Origin of the sequence: Bacillus cereus group sp. BceL220 (assembly GCF_051776965.1) — a bacterium.
In the GTDB taxonomy this organism is placed as follows: Bacteria; Bacillota; Bacilli; order Bacillales; family Bacillaceae_G; genus Bacillus_A; species Bacillus_A cereus.
In genome coordinates this window covers 259998-275405 of the sequence record NZ_JBPWBC010000001.1, presented here as the reverse complement: position 1 = coordinate 275405, position 15408 = coordinate 259998, and the positions used below count along the sequence as shown (strand labels likewise).

The following is a 15408-nucleotide window of genomic DNA, read 5'->3' as shown; positions in this document are numbered from 1 at the left end:
ACAACAATAATTAAATTGAAACAGAAAGAGGAAATGAAATGAAAAAAGTATGGAAATCAATGGATTATTCATTATTACTTCCTCTTGTTATCTTATGTGTGCTGGGAGTAATAATGGTATATAGTTCTAGTTCCATTGTTGCGATTTCGAGGCATAACTGGCCGGCAAATTACTTTTTTAAAAAACAATTAATAACTTTAGCTATTGGAACGGTATTGTTAGTAATTGTAGCCTCGTTACCTTATAAGTTTTGGAGGAAACGAATAATTTTATCGGCGATGGGGCTAGGGAGTATTGCTTTACTAGCAGCAGCCTTGATTTTTGGTAAGGAAATAAATGGTGCAAAAGGTTGGATATTAGGTATACAGCCCGCTGAATTTGTTAAACTATCGATTATTATTATATTAGCTCGCTTTTTTGCAAGAAGACAAGAGACAAATACACCTGTTTTTAAAGGGTCGGGACTTACACTTGGTTTTGTTGGAATGGCAATGTTTTTAATTTTAAAGCAAAATGATTTAGGTACCGATTTGTTAATTGCAGGAACAGTAGGAATTATGTTTCTTTGTTCAGGAGTACGGATTAATTTATGGATTAAACGAATTGTTTTAACTTCTATAGTATGGATTCCAGCGCTATATTTTCTGGCTAATTATAAATTAAGTGGGTACCAAAAGGCCCGTTTTTCAGTTTTTCTTGATCCATTCAATGATCCTCAGAATGATGGATTCCAATTGGTAAATTCTTTTATTGGAATTGCTTCAGGAGGGCTAAACGGTCGAGGATTAGGAAATAGTGTGCAAAAATATGGATATTTACCAGAACCGCAAACAGATTTTATTATGGCCATTATATCTGAAGAGTTAGGTTTTATTGGTGTAGCTATTATTTTAATTTGCTTGCTACTTATTATTATTCGTTCATTCAGGATTGCTCAAAAATGTAAAGATCCGTTTGGAAGTTTAATTGCAATCGGAATTGCAAGTTTAATGGGAGTACAAACTTTTGTTAATGTTGGTGGTATGTCTGGATTAATACCGCTTACGGGAGTACCTTTACCGTTTATTAGTTATGGCGGGAGTTCCTTAATAGCTAATCTACTTGCGATGGGAATACTACTTAATATTGCTAGTCATGTAAAACGAGAAGAAAAACAGCAGAATGAGGTAATAAAAGAAAGAGAACAAAATGGACCACATCTTGTAGTTGTAAAATAAAAAACACATCGTGCTTTAGAGCAGGATGTGTTTTTTATTTTCAAGTAGTTTTAAATATGATGTATTAATTTCTCTTTCAGTTAAAAGATATATCACATTTGTTTAAATGTGATATACAATTAAGTTGTTAGAAAAGGAAGAGGTATGCTATACTATTTTTGTGAAACAAATTGCACAGAAAACTTATCATTTGTTAAAAAATAAGGTATGATGGATAAAAATAAAGTGAAGCTTTCTAAGTATAATATAATGTGGAAAGTGAAGAACTTCACGCTTTTTAAGGTGTGTATATATTTTATCTCTAGAGTGGTAGGAAAGTAGAGGGGGAAAATCATGACAAAGCTGCAACGTATTCAAAAAGTATTGGTAGCTAACCGTGGAGAGATTGCAATTCGTGTGTTTCGAGCTTGTTCGGAACTTGGATTAAAAACAGTTGCAATCTATTCGAAAGAGGATAGTGGTTCTTATCATCGCTATAAAGCCGATGAGTCCTATTTAGTTGGGGAAGGAAAAAAACCAATTGATGCTTATCTAGATATTGAAGGCATTATTGAGATTGCAATAAGTAATCATGTAGATGCAATCCACCCTGGATATGGTTTCTTGTCAGAAAATATTCAATTCGCGAAACGTTGCGAAGAAGAAGGAATTATCTTTATCGGTCCGAAAAGTAAGCATTTAGATATGTTTGGAGATAAAGTGAAAGCAAGAACACAAGCGCAGCTAGCACAAATTCCAGTTATACCTGGTAGTGATGGTCCAGTAGATTCATTAGAAGAAGTCGAAAAATTTGTTGAAAAGTATGATTACCCGATTATTATTAAAGCGTCCCTTGGTGGTGGCGGTCGTGGTATGCGTATTGTGCGTACTAGTGAGGAATTAGGAGAATCATATAATCGAGCAAAATCAGAAGCGAAAGCAGCCTTTGGTAATGATGAAGTTTACGTCGAAAAATTCGTTGAAAAACCTAAACATATAGAAGTACAAATTTTAGCAGATGAAGAAGGCAATGTTGTTCATTTATACGAGCGTGACTGTTCTGTACAACGTCGTCATCAAAAAGTTGTAGAAATAGCACCGAGTGTATCACTTTCAGATGATCTGCGTCAGCGTATTTGTGATGCTGCTGTGAAGTTAACGAAAAATGTAAACTATTTAAATGCAGGAACAGTAGAATTCCTTGTAAAAGATGATGAGTTTTACTTTATTGAAGTAAATCCACGTGTTCAAGTAGAACATACGATTACAGAGATGATCACAGGAGTCGATATCGTTCAATCACAAATTTTAATAGCTGATGGACATGCATTACATAGTAAAATAGTAGGTGTTCCGAAGCAAGAGGAAGTGGTTGTACACGGATTTGCAATCCAATCTCGTGTAACAACTGAAGACCCACTAAATAATTTTATGCCGGATACAGGAAAAATTATGGCGTATCGATCAGGCGGTGGTTTTGGTGTGCGTCTTGATACAGGAAATAGCTTCCAAGGTGCAGTTATTACACCATACTACGATTCTTTACTTGTAAAAGTTACAACTTGGGCACTTACTTTTGAGCAAGCTGCTGCAAAAATGGAACGTAACTTAAAAGAATTCCGTATTCGTGGTATTAAAACAAATATTCCATTCCTAGAGAATGTAGTAAAACATAAAAACTTCTTATCAGGAGAATATGATACTTCGTTTATTGATGTGTCACCTGAACTATTCTTATTCCCGAAACGTAAAGACCGCGGAACGAAAATGTTAAATTATATTGGTTCAGTAACAGTAAATGGCTTCCCAGGAGTAGGGAAAAAAGAAAAGCCAATATTCCCAGATGCTCGTATTCCATGTTTAAAACATTCAGAGCCAATCCAAAATGGAACGAAACAAATTTTGGACGAGCGTGGAGCAGATGGATTAGTAAAATGGGTACAGGATCAAAACCGTGTACTTTTAACGGATACAACATTCCGTGATGCACATCAGTCATTACTTGCAACTCGTATTCGTACAAAAGATTTACATCAAATTGCAGAGCCAACAGCGAGAATGTTACCAAACCTATTCTCAGCTGAAATGTGGGGCGGTGCAACGTTTGATGTCGCGTATCGTTTCTTAAAAGAAGATCCATGGGAACGATTACTAGATCTTCGTGAAAAAATGCCGAACGTTTTATTCCAAATGTTACTACGTTCGTCAAACGCAGTTGGCTACAAAAACTATCCAGATAATTTAATTCAAAAATTTGTGGAGTGTTCTGCTCAAGCAGGCATTGATGTGTTCCGTATTTTTGATAGTTTAAACTGGGTAGAAGGTATGAGAGTTGCAATTGATGCTGTACGAGATACTGGTAAAATTGCAGAAGCAACAATGTGCTACACAGGAGATATTCATGATCCATTACGTAGTAAATATGATTTGAATTATTATAAAAACTTAGCAAAAGAGTTGGAAGCATCGGGAGCTCACATTTTAGGTATTAAAGATATGGCTGGCCTACTAAAACCAAACGCAGCATATGATTTAGTTTCAGCATTAAAAGAGACGGTATCGATTCCGATTCACCTGCATACGCACGATACGAGTGGAAATGGTATATTAACGTATACGAAGGCAATTGAAGCAGGTGTTGATATTGTCGATGTAGCAGTGAGTTCTATGGCTGGTCAAACGTCACAACCGAGTGCGAACACATTATTCTATGCACTAGGTGGAAATGAAAGACAACCAGATGTTAATATCGATTCTTTAGAAAAGCTATCTCATTATTGGGAAGATGTACGCAAATACTATGCACCGTTTGAAAGTGGTATGAATGCACCTCACACAGAGGTATATATGCATGAAATGCCAGGTGGACAGTATAGTAATCTTCAGCAACAAGCGAAGGCGGTTGGTTTAGGAGATCGCTTTGATGAAGTGAAAGTAATGTACCGTCGTGTGAATGACATGTTTGGAGATATTGTAAAAGTAACACCGTCATCAAAAGTTGTTGGCGATATGGCGTTATTTATGGTTCAAAACCACCTGACAGAACAAGATGTTTTAGAGCGTGGACATGCTTTGGACTTCCCTGGATCTGTTGTTGAAATGTTCTCTGGTGATTTAGGTCAACCGTACGGTGGTTTCCCGAAAGAATTGCAAAAGATTATTTTAAAAGGGAAAGAGCCGTTAACAGTAAGACCAGGTGAACTACTAGAGCCAGTAGATTTCGACGCGTTAAAAGAAGAATTATTCCATAAACTTGGACGCGAAGTAACAATTTTTGATGTAGTTGCATATGCATTATATCCAAAAGTATTTATGGACTATGAAAAAGTTGCTGAGCTTTATGGAAATGTATCTGTACTTGATACACCGACATTCTTCTATGGTATGAGACTAGGTGAAGAAATTGATGTGGAAATTGAACAAGGTAAGACATTGATGGTTAAACTTGTATCAATTGGAGAACCACAGCCGGATGGAAATCGTGTCCTTTACTTGGAATTTAATGGTCAACCACGTGAAATTGTCGTGAAAGACGAGAGTGTGAAAGCAACAGTTGCACAACGTGTGAAAGGAAACCGTGAAAATCCAAATCACATTAGTGCAACAATGCCAGGAACGGTAATTAAAGTAGTTGTAAAAGAAGGCGATGAAGTGAAAAAAGGCGATTCTATGGCAATTACAGAAGCGATGAAAATGGAAACGACAGTTCAAGCGCCGTTCAATGGTAAAGTGAAAAAAGTATATGTTAACGATGGTGATGCAATTCAAACGGGAGATTTACTTATTGAATTAGATCACTAAAATAAAAAAAGAGCTGTGTAAATACAGCTCTTTTCTTTATTGCAAAAAATCCCTTGCCGAATTGGCAAGGGATTTTAGTTTTAAATTATTTTGTTTGTTTAGAAGTTGATCCGGCTTCTTTTGCATTCACTTTACTTCTTGTTCCTAACATAACTAAATAGCATAGTACGGCAAACAAGCAAGAAATGAATAGAGAATGTAACAATGCCATTGCTAAACTAGCGTTTGTAAATACAACTAAAATTCCTACTACAGCTTGAAGTGTAACAAGGATAAATGAAATGATCCATCCCCAATATACTACAGGTTGCTGTTTGTAATGACGAATAGCGAGAATCATTGCGTAAAGTATCCAAGCGAAAATTAACATTGCTGCAACTCTATGGCCCATTTGAACCCATTCATGTAGTTGAGTTGGCATAGGTCTGTTTTTGCTACATAAAGGAAAGTCTGGACAGGCTAAGCTAGCTCGTTCGTGACGTACTAAAGCACCTGTGTAGACGACGATATAACTGTAAATTGTTACACCATAAATATGAAATTTCATTTTTTTGTCCATAATAAGAGAACGTGCATCAAATTTTTGGTCAATTTCAAAGATAAGACACGTTAATAAAATGACAGAAGCAAATGAAATTAAGGAAATACCGAAATGGATAGCAAGTACAGCTGGCATTTGTCCCCAAACAACTGCTGCTGCTCCCATTAATGCTTGTGCAACTAAAAATACGAAGGATAAAATTGCTAACGTTTTTGTTTCACGCACATGTTTATAATATTTCCAGGACAAAATACAAAGGAGAGTGACAAGAATTCCGGCTGATCCTGATGTTAATCGGTGGCTAAGTTCAATAATAGTTTCCATTGATAAATTAGATGGAACAAATTCACCGTTACAAAGTGGCCATGATTTACCACAACCTTGACCAGAACCTGTTTTTGTAACTAAAGCGCCTCCTAATAAAACTATTAATAAATCAAGGCTTGTAATGACTGCTAACCATTTAATAAAGCGTTGCAATCTCTTTCACCATCTTTCTGCTATGAAGTTATTGCGAAATATTTTCATTCCATTATGTATAGAATAAAACGCGCTAGTTCCTATGATATATAAAAAATAATAAAATAGCAAAGAAATGGAGGGGAAAGGAAAGGGGGAGAAAATAGGTGTAAAAACAGGGTTCCTAAGGAAAAATTTAGGTGGAAAATAGGCTATTTTGAAAAGAAATGGGGAGAATACGTGTTAAATAGGATAAAATAGTTTATTATAGAAGGTAACATCATGTTATGATAAGGACAAGTCAGAATGAAGTTTTTTATATTCGACACAAAAAGTTCATGTTTTCTTCACAAAATGTTCGGGAAATATGATTTAATATATTGGAGTATGGGCGTAGATTAGTAGTAGAATGGGTTAACAATGTTTCTACTGTAATAATATTGCTATATAGAAGCGAATTATTTCATTTGAAATAGGCGCAAAAAGAAAGATGAAAGTTTTAAGAGGGGGTTAGAGTGATGAACCATGCAACAAGTGAGCTGCATGATGAGTCCGCTGTTACAAGTGTACCGGAAACAACTCGGATACAAGATTTAAAAGCACTCGTTAAAATGGGGATTGTAAACTCAAATACACTTACTGTATTTACAGGATTTTGGTTGGCATTACACTTTAATGGATTAAGTGTAATGGACAATCTGGATAAGTTATTCTTTACAATCGTTGGTTCTGGATTAGTTATGGCAGGGGTATGTTGTTTAAACAACTACATTGATCGAGACATCGATCCATTAATGGAAAGAACAAAGACCCGTCCAACGGTTACTGGAAAGTATAAACCAGGATTTGCACTTACATTTGGACTAGTCATATTACTTCTTGGTTTTGTATTTTTATTATTAACAACACCAATGGCAGTCTTAATGGGATTTATTGGTGCTTTCACATATGTTGTTCTATATAGTTTATGGACAAAGAGAAAGTATACACTAAATACTGTTGTAGGTAGTATATCTGGTGCAGTTCCACCTTTAATTGGATGGGCAGCAATCGATCCATCTTTAGGTCATCCAATTGCTTGGATGTTATTTTTAATTATGTTTATTTGGCAAATCCCACATTTCCTTGCATTAGCGATGAAACGTGTTGATGAATATCGAAATGCAGGAATTCCAATGCTTCCTGTAGTTCATGGATTTGAAATTACGAAACGCCAAATTATGATTTGGACAGTATGTTTATTACCACTACCATTTTATATGAGTGGACTAGGGATAACATTTATGGTAATTGCAACACTGCTTAACATCGGATGGATCGCTTTAGGATTTTATGGATTCCGTAAGAAAGATGACATAAAATGGTCCGTGCAAATGTTTGTTTATTCCCTAAATTATTTAACAATCTTATTTGTATCAATGATTGTAGTTACATTCTTCTAAGACAACGACATAATTGGATTTCTTTACGTTGAGATTTACTTTACTTAACTATAAAGTACAATCTAATTCACAAGGAAAGTGGGGGTTGTTTGTATGAAGAAACAGTGGCGACTGCTTTCGTTCGTTTCACTGCTGGCTTTACTGTTAGGGGGATGCGGTAAAGCCTTTCAATCTACTTTAATTCCGCAAGGAGAAGTAGCAAAAATGCAATATGATTTACTTCTACTGGCGAGTGCAATCATGGTAGGAGTAGTACTAGTAGTTACTATTATTTTCTTGTATGTAATTGTGCGTTTCCGACAAAAGAAAGGTCAGGAAGATTATATTCCAGAGCAAGTTGAAGGAAATCACAAGCTAGAAATTATATGGACAGTTATTCCGATTATTCTTTTACTAATCTTAGCTGTTCCAACGGTTACATATACATTCAAACTTGCTGATGTAAGTGCGATGGAGAAAAAGAATATTGATAAAGATACTATCGTTGTTGATGTAACAGCGAATCTTTATTGGTGGGAATTTTCTTATAAATCAGAAAAGATAGTAACTTCGCAAGATTTAGTCATCCCCACAGGTAAGAAAGTGTATTTAAATTTGAAGGGTGCCGATATTAAACACTCATTTTGGGTTCCATCTTTAGCTGGGAAAATGGATACAAATACAGACAATGTGAACAAAATGTGGTTAAAGGCAGATAAATCGGGCACTTATAATGGTTTTTGTACAGAATTTTGCGGCCCATCACATTCTTTAATGCAATTTAAAGTGAAAGCTTTAGATGAAAGCGAATACAAAAATTGGCTTGCTGATATGAAGAAGATTGATGGGAAGAAAGAAGTAGCTTCAACAAAGGCGCAAGAGGGCCAAGAAATATTTAATAAAAGCTGTATTGGTTGTCACGCAGTTGGATCTAATGATAGTAGACCACCTTCCGCTCGTATCGCACCAAACTTAGCAAACTTTGCGGATCGCGATATGGTTGCCGGTATTGCCGAAAACAATGAAGAAAACTTAAAAAAATGGCTGAAAGATCCTGAAAATATGAAGCCAGGAAACAAAATGACTGGCAAATATGGCAACTTAACGGATGATCAAATTGATGCATTAAATGCGTACTTACAAACGTTAAAAGTTGAAAAGTAAAGAGGGATTATTCGCGAAGGGGAGGTTGAAAACGTGAGTTCTGTAGCAAAAAAACAGGGGATGGGTGCTGTCATATGGGATTATTTAACGACAGTAGACCATAAAAAGATTGCCATTCTCTATTTAATTGCAGGTGGATTGTTTTTTGTAATAGGCGGAATAGAAGCTCTATTTATTCGCCTTCAATTAGCGATTCCTAACAACGCTTTTCTTGTTGGGGATGCTTATAATCAAGTATTGACGATGCACGGTACAACAATGATTTTCCTCGCAGCTATGCCACTCGTGTTTGCATTTATGAACGCCGCTGTACCACTTCAAATTGGTGCACGTGATGTAGCGTTCCCGTTTTTGAATTCACTCGGATTTTGGTTATTTTTCTTTGGTGGAGTATTTTTAAATTTAAGTTGGTTTTTAGGTGGAGCACCTGATGCAGGATGGACATCTTATGCATCTTTAGCTTTAGCTTCTAAAGGTCATGGTGTTGATTTCTATGTACTCGGTTTGCAAATCTCAGGTATTGGTACATTAATTGGAGGGATTAACTTCCTTGTCACCATTATTAATATGCGTGCGCCAGGAATGACGTATATGCGTATGCCGATGTTTACATGGACGACATTTGTAACATCTTCGCTTATATTATTCGCTTTTCCACCGTTAACTGTAGGATTAGGACTTTTAATGTTAGATCGTTTATTTGGAACAAGTTTCTTTAATCCAGCATTGGGTGGGAATACAATTATATGGGAGCATTTATTCTGGATTTTCGGTCATCCAGAAGTATACATTCTTATACTCCCAGCTTTCGGAATATTCTCAGAAATCTTCGCGACATTTTCGAAAAAACGATTGTTTGGTTATTCATCGATGGTGTTTGCGACTGTATTAATTGGATTTTTAGGATTTATGGTATGGGCGCATCATATGTTTACTGTTGGACTTGGTCCAGTTGCTAATGCTATTTTCTCAGTTGCAACAATGGCGATTGCGGTTCCGACTGGTATCAAAATATTCAACTGGCTCTTTACAATGTGGGGCGGAAATATTCGTTTTACGACACCGATGATGTGGGCAGTAGCTTTCATTCCATCATTCGTAATGGGGGGAGTTACAGGGGTTATGCTAGCATCTGCACCAGCTGATTATCAATTTCATGATAACTATTTCGTAGTAGCACATTTTCATTATGTAATCGTTGGCGGTGTTGTATTTGGTTTACTTGCAGGAGCTCATTATTATTGGCCACTGATGTTTAATAAAGTATTAAATGAAACATTAGGAAAGATAACGTTTTGGCTATTCTTTATCGGTTTCCATTTAACGTTCTTTATTCAGCATTTCCTTGGCTTGATTGGTATGCCACGCCGTTACTACACATATCTTGAAGGGCAAGGGTTGGAAATGGGGAATATGATTAGTTCTATCGGAGCGGTGTTTATGGCTCTTGGGACGATTGTTCTTCTATTCAATGTAATTAAAACGACAGTATCAAAAGAAAAAGCTGGTCGTGATCCGTGGGATGCACGTACATTAGAATGGACGATGCCAGCACCGACACCAGAATATAACTTTAAACAACTACCATTTGTTCGCGGATTAGATCCGTTTTGGATTGAAAAACGTGAAGGTAATAAAGAGATGACAGCAGCGGAACCAATTGGTGATATTCATATGCCAAATCCTTCGTTTTCACCATTTGTCATTTCTTTCGGATTGTTTATAGCGGCATTTGGTGCAATGTATATGCAGGGCGGAAAAGATAAGTTCTGGTTATTAGTAGCAATTATTGGTTTAATCATTACATTTGGCGCAATGTTCCTACGTTCAGTAATCGATGATCATGGATACCATATTCATAAGGAAGATTTAGATGATAAGGGGGGCAAGGCATAATGCATGTAGATGAAAAATTAACGAATGAAACATTTCCAGCAGAGCCTGAAAAAGCAACCCTTGAAGGGAAAAATAAGTTTGTCGGTTTTTGGTTATTTCTTGGAGGCGAAACAGTGTTGTTCGCTTCCTTATTCGGAACATATTTAGCATTAAAGAATTCTACAAATGGTGGACCAACATCTCAAGAAATGTTCCAAATGCCACTCGTTTTCATTATGACGATGCTTTTATTAACGAGTAGCTTAACAAGTGTATATGCGATGTATCACATGAAAAACTTTAACTTTAAGAAAATGCAACTTTGGTTACTAGTAACTGTATTGCTAGGTTTAGGATTTTTAGGGTTTGAGATATATGAGTTTTATCATTATACACATGAATTTAAGCATACTATGAGAAGTAGTGCGTTTGGCTCTGCATTTTATGCTCTTGTTGGTACACATGGACTCCACGTATTGTTTGGGTTGTGTTGGATTTTAACATTAATCTTTAGAAATGCGAAGAGAGGTCTAAATTTATACAATGCACCGAAGTTTTATGTTGCATCAATTTATTGGCACTTTATTGACGTAGTTTGGGTGTTTATTTTCACTGTAGTATATTTAATGGGAATGGTGGGATAAACAATGGCGATAAAGCAAACGAATAATCCTAAAGTTGATCTTGTTTATCGGAAGAGAAAAAGTGCGGAGGAAATGAAGCATCAAGTTATTACGTTTGCATTAATGATTTTTTTAACATTAGTTGCATTTGTAGCAGTGGCGTACCCAAAAACTTTTAGTCCGACTTTCTCTGTGCCATTTATTTTACTATTAGCAGTGGTACAAGTAATTTTTCAATTGTATTATTTTATGCATATGAGCCATAAAGGACATGAAGCAGCAAGTTTCTTTCTTTACTCTGGCCTGCTAATAGGGTTAATTACAATTTTAGCTTTTATGACAATTGTGTGGATTTGAAAAGTGAAATATAAGGGAGCTTGTGTTGTCACAGCTCCCTCTTCATATTATGGGATAACCTTACGAAGGTAGGTGTGAAAATGAGTAACTTGTGGATATTTGGTTTTCAGGCTTTATGGAGTCCAATTTTTTTATTATTTATGCTTTCGATTCTTATTGGGTACTTCTTAATTATTGGACCTTATAGAATGCGATTTGAAAATGCGACGAAGGTAAGTAAGAAGCAAATTTTTTATTTTACGACTGGTATTGTTCTTTTGTATTTTGTAAAGGGAGGGCCTATTGATTTAATTGGCCATATTATATTTAGTGCTCATATGTTTGAAATGGCAGTCATGTATATTGCAGTTCCACCGTTACTGTTGCTTGGTATACCAACTTGGTTATATCGTTACATTACTTCTTTTAAGTTCGTTCAAATTATATTAAAGGTATTTGCTAAACCACTTATTGCGTTGTTTGTATTTAACGGCCTGTTTTCTTTTTATCATTTACCAGTTGTTTTTGATACGGTAAAACAAAGTCAAATTGCTCATCCTATTTGTCTCGCTATATTGTTTTTTACAGCAATCATGATGTGGTGGCCGATGTTAAATCCATTACCAGAATATCAAACGTTAAGTGATATAAAGAAACTTGGTTACATGTTTGCTAATGGTATATTATTAACGCCAGCTTGTGCGTTAATAATTTTTGCGACAGCCCCGTTATTTGCAACGTATACGGATCCGGCTGCTTGGATGAAAGCGATGGAACTATGTGTACCAGCGGGCACTTTATCAGATTTAAATATAACGGGACCGGAATTTTTGCACTGGATGCCAGTAGTACAAGACCAGCAAACTGGTGGTATCATAATGAAAATTGTCCAGGAAATAGTGTACGGTACAATTATAGGCTATGTATTCTTTAGATGGGCACGTAGAGAACGTGAAAAGGATAAGGAGCAGTTACAACAATTGCCGCCGTATTTACAAACTAAGTAAAAAAAGTGTATGGGATTCCATACGCTTTTTCTTTTTTAGTTTTAGCTTTTTACAAAAGATTGAATTTTCTAATTATTTATGTTAAGTTAGTGTAGGCGTGTACTAAAAGTGGATATAAAATTTACTACTAGCTTTCATACGTAATAATTCCATATGTAGTGCAAGTTTTTTAGAGAGTTACAAATATATATTGTTATCTTTAATAAATACGAACTATTTTAAGGGGGAATTTAAATGGGTAGTAGTGGAAGTATGGTAAAGCCGATTAGTGGTTTTTTGACAGCGCTAATTCAATATCCAGTACCAGTAGTAGAGTCACGTGCAGACATTGATAAACAAATTCAACAAATCATAAAAACAATTCATTCGACCAAATCAGGTTACCCAGGATTAGAATTGATAGTATTTCCTGAATATAGTACACAAGGGCTCAATACAAAAAAATGGACTACAGAAGAATTTTTATGTACAGTGCCTGGGCCAGAAACAGACTTATTTGCTGAGGCATGTAAGGAATCTAAATTATATGGTGTTTTTTCAATAATGGAAAAAAACCCTGATGGTGGAGAGCCATATAATACAGCAGTTATTATTGATCCACAAGGTGAAATGATTTTGAAGTATCGTAAGCTAAATCCTTGGGTGCCAGTCGAGCCTTGGAAAGCTGGAGATTTAGGCTTACCTGTTTGTGATGGACCTGGAGGAAGTAAATTAGCTGTTTGTATTTGTCATGATGGCATGTTCCCTGAAGTAGCTCGTGAAGCAGCCTATAAAGGTGCAAATGTCTTGATTCGTATTTCTGGGTATAGCACACAAGTTAGTGAACAATGGATGCTAACCAATCGTTCAAATGCATGGCAGAATTTAATGTATACATTGTCGGTAAACTTAGCGGGTTATGATGGTGTATTTTATTACTTTGGTGAAGGACAAGTATGTAATTTTGATGGGACTACTTTAGTACAGGGGCATCGAAATCCTTGGGAGATTGTTACTGCTGAAGTATATCCAGAACTAGCAGATCAGGCTAGATTAGGATGGGGATTAGAAAATAATATATATAATCTAGGTTCAAGAGGATATGTAGCAACTCCTGGTGGGGTGAAAGAAAACCCATATACGTTTGTAAAAGATTTAGCTGAAGGTAAATATAAGGTTCCTTGGGAAGATGAGATTAAAGTAAAAGATGGATCTATTTATGGATATCCAGTAAAAAAAACGATTCATTCTTAGGGAAGGGAAATAAAACAAGCGCATCATATTGATGCGCTTGTTTTTGTTAATCAATAATTTGAAGTTCTTTTAACTCTTTTTCGACATTTTGTAGGAGTTGTTCACTTTTTTGAAGTACATTCGTTGGGAAAGTCTCATCATCGCCATATTCAACGCCGTGAGGATAATAATGTTTTCCTAATAAGGGAGGGAGTAGTTTTACTTCAGCGTGTCTACTGCCGATGTCACCTTCAACAGCAACTCCTTGCACTCGCAAATAATAAACATCATTTAATATTTCAAATTTATAATCGTATGTAACCCGTTCATAATCCCACTGTCCAGCAAGTACGAAGTGGTTGTTTTCCATGATTTCAGTTAAAAGAGTTAATTCAACGACGGCTCCATTAAATTTCGTATTTGTAAATTGCATATAATACCTCCTTTTTTAATGTTACACCATTATTTTTATAATAGTATGAATAATAAGAAAGTGCAATTCATATTGAGAGAAAAGGGATAATCCAGACTTTTTTCACAAAAATATGATATAGTGAAAAGAGTACGGTACACACAAAAAGAAAGAAAAGGATTTGTGTATATCTCAATTTTATGTTTTGTTCAGGAGGTATATCGTTTGAAGAAATTATTGCGTATCGTAATGATTACAATTTTAATTTTAGCTGTTGATTTATACGGGAAATTACTCGTTTCACAATATATATTAACCCCATCTCAATCAAAGCAAGAAAATAAAATTGTGAAAAAGAAAAAGCAAATTAAGGAAGACTCCTCAGACACTGTTTTAAATATGATTGGTGAAGACTCTGAAAATTTATTAGCGAAGTGGGGAGAACCCTCTCGAATAGAGCCATCTGCATACGGATATGAATGGTGGGTATACAATCAGGATTTAACTCAGTATGTTCAATTCGGAGTTTCTGAACGTAAAGTTATAACGGCGTACGCTGCTGGTGAACAAGTTAAGGTTCCACCTTATTATATAAATGAAAAATATGAAGAAGTATATAAAAAAAGTCCGCTTTCGCATGAAATTTCATTAAAAAGAGGGAAAAATAGTTATCAATTTGAACTATCTGATACCGAAGTCATGGAACAACCGTTAATACCTGTAGAAGATGGATGGGCGCAATTGTATTTTGATCAATTTACACATGAGCTTGTGGGTGTTCGTTATATGGATGATGAAACTTTATTACGCCAAAGACCATATCAGCTCGTTTATTCAGGTGAATTAATAGCAGAACAACCATTGACTCCAGAAAAGATAAAACAAGTAGAAAATGGGAATATGCAACAAATTTTTGATTTAACAAATATCATTCGAAATCGTCATAAATTACCATTATTAACATGGGATCAGGAAACGGCAGATGTTGCTGTTGGTCATAGTAAAGATATGAAAGACAATAATTATTTTTCTCATGACTCACCTACATTAGGTACGCTAGGAGATCGTTTGCAGCGCGGGAAAGTAGGATTTCAACTTGCTGGTGAGAACATAGCGGCGCAACATAGTGATGGAATTGCGGCAGTGCAAGGTTGGTTAAATAGTGAGGGGCATAGAAAGAATTTATTAAATGAACAATTTACAGGATTAGGTGTTGGTGTATACGATAAATTTTATACACAAAACTTTATTCGAAAATAAAGCGAAACTGTAAGCAATGGGGTGTTACATCACCTAATTATTTACTTCGTATTCACTGAATTGTAGGTGGGAATCTGACCGTATGCAAATAGCAGAAAAAA

General features: G+C 35.7%; 12 protein-coding genes. 10 read left to right on the top strand and 2 right to left on the bottom strand.

What is annotated here, in order from left to right; genetic code table 11:
- The first annotated feature begins 38 nt into the window (after positions 1–38).
- Both ACS2FK_RS01335 and pyc read left to right on the top strand, forming a co-directional pair.
- On the top strand, positions 39–1217 hold the full coding sequence (locus ACS2FK_RS01335) for an FtsW/RodA/SpoVE family cell cycle protein (RefSeq protein WP_000758410.1): 1179 nt from the start codon (positions 39–41) through the stop codon (positions 1215–1217).
- A 333-nt stretch (positions 1218–1550) separates the two neighbouring features.
- Positions 1551–4997 carry a pyruvate carboxylase gene (gene pyc / locus ACS2FK_RS01330; RefSeq protein ID WP_063548513.1) on the top strand — a complete coding sequence of 1149 codons (3447 nt, stop codon included), beginning with the start codon at positions 1551–1553 and terminating at the stop codon, positions 4995–4997.
- Positions 4998–5082: 85 nt separating this feature from the next.
- Here the strand turns inward: pyc and ctaA are convergent, their stop codons facing one another.
- Entirely contained in the window at positions 5083–6018 is a 936-nt protein-coding gene (ctaA, locus tag ACS2FK_RS01325) for a heme A synthase (protein WP_001188740.1), read from the bottom strand.
- Between the two features lie 497 nt (positions 6019–6515).
- On the opposite strand from ctaA, the gene ctaB reads away from it, so the two are divergent.
- The 7 genes from ctaB to ACS2FK_RS01290 all read left to right on the top strand — a co-directional run bounded on the left by ctaB (position 6516) and on the right by ACS2FK_RS01290 (position 13656).
- Complete coding sequence (gene ctaB / locus ACS2FK_RS01320; RefSeq protein WP_001015053.1) at positions 6516–7439, top strand: protoheme IX farnesyltransferase; 924 nt, start codon at positions 6516–6518, stop codon at positions 7437–7439.
- Positions 7440–7532: 93 nt separating this feature from the next.
- Positions 7533–8582 carry a cytochrome c oxidase subunit II gene (coxB, locus tag ACS2FK_RS01315; protein WP_000745273.1) on the top strand — a complete coding sequence of 350 codons (1050 nt, stop codon included), beginning with the start codon at positions 7533–7535 and terminating at the stop codon, positions 8580–8582.
- A 60-nt stretch (positions 8583–8642) separates the two neighbouring features.
- Positions 8643–10478, top strand: coding sequence for a cytochrome c oxidase subunit I (gene ctaD, locus ACS2FK_RS01310; protein WP_170924972.1), 1836 nt, complete (start codon positions 8643–8645; stop codon positions 10476–10478).
- A complete protein-coding gene (ctaE, locus tag ACS2FK_RS01305; protein ID WP_000557861.1) occupies positions 10478–11101 on the top strand; it encodes a cytochrome c oxidase subunit III in 624 nt (207 codons plus the stop codon). Before ctaD ends, ctaE begins: the two co-directional genes overlap by 1 nt.
- A 3-nt stretch (positions 11102–11104) precedes the next feature.
- Positions 11105–11437 (top strand): cytochrome c oxidase subunit IVB, encoded by a 333-nt coding sequence (gene ctaF, locus ACS2FK_RS01300; RefSeq protein ID WP_000985703.1) that lies wholly within the window; start codon positions 11105–11107, stop codon positions 11435–11437.
- Between the two features lie 80 nt (positions 11438–11517).
- Complete coding sequence (gene ctaG / locus ACS2FK_RS01295; protein ID WP_000069031.1) at positions 11518–12423, top strand: cytochrome c oxidase assembly factor CtaG; 906 nt, start codon at positions 11518–11520, stop codon at positions 12421–12423.
- A gap of 234 nt (positions 12424–12657) precedes the next feature.
- Positions 12658–13656, top strand: coding sequence for a formamidase (locus ACS2FK_RS01290; protein WP_063548511.1), 999 nt, complete (start codon positions 12658–12660; stop codon positions 13654–13656).
- Between the two features lie 46 nt (positions 13657–13702).
- Here the strand turns inward: ACS2FK_RS01290 and ACS2FK_RS01285 are convergent, their stop codons facing one another.
- Positions 13703–14068, bottom strand: a complete 366-nt coding sequence (locus tag ACS2FK_RS01285; RefSeq protein WP_001160949.1) for a YugN family protein — start codon at positions 14066–14068, stop codon at positions 13703–13705.
- Between the two features lie 204 nt (positions 14069–14272).
- Between ACS2FK_RS01285 and ACS2FK_RS01280 the strand changes: the two genes are divergently transcribed.
- Positions 14273–15307 carry a CAP domain-containing protein gene (locus tag ACS2FK_RS01280; RefSeq protein ID WP_063548509.1) on the top strand — a complete coding sequence of 345 codons (1035 nt, stop codon included), beginning with the start codon at positions 14273–14275 and terminating at the stop codon, positions 15305–15307.
- Positions 15308–15408 lie beyond the last annotated feature (101 nt).

Bases quoted from the DNA above. Each gene is read 5' to 3' on its own strand.
- ACS2FK_RS01335 (WP_000758410.1), top strand. From the start codon at position 39: ATGAAAAAAGTATGGAAATCAATGGATTATTCATTATTACTTCCTCTT.
- ACS2FK_RS01290 (WP_063548511.1), top strand. From the start codon at position 12,658: ATGGGTAGTAGTGGAAGTATGGTAAAGCCGATTAGTGGTTTTTTGACA.
- pyc (WP_063548513.1), top strand. From the start codon at position 1,551: ATGACAAAGCTGCAACGTATTCAAAAAGTATTGGTAGCTAACCGTGGA.
- ctaF (WP_000985703.1), top strand. From the start codon at position 11,105: ATGGCGATAAAGCAAACGAATAATCCTAAAGTTGATCTTGTTTATCGG.
- ctaD (WP_170924972.1), top strand. From the start codon at position 8,643: ATGGGTGCTGTCATATGGGATTATTTAACGACAGTAGACCATAAAAAG.
- ctaE (WP_000557861.1), top strand. From the start codon at position 10,478: ATGCATGTAGATGAAAAATTAACGAATGAAACATTTCCAGCAGAGCCT.
- ctaB (WP_001015053.1), top strand. From the start codon at position 6,516: ATGAACCATGCAACAAGTGAGCTGCATGATGAGTCCGCTGTTACAAGT.
- coxB (WP_000745273.1), top strand. From the start codon at position 7,533: ATGAAGAAACAGTGGCGACTGCTTTCGTTCGTTTCACTGCTGGCTTTA.
- ctaG (WP_000069031.1), top strand. From the start codon at position 11,518: ATGAGTAACTTGTGGATATTTGGTTTTCAGGCTTTATGGAGTCCAATT.
- ACS2FK_RS01285 (WP_001160949.1), bottom strand. From the start codon at position 14,068: ATGCAATTTACAAATACGAAATTTAATGGAGCCGTCGTTGAATTAACT.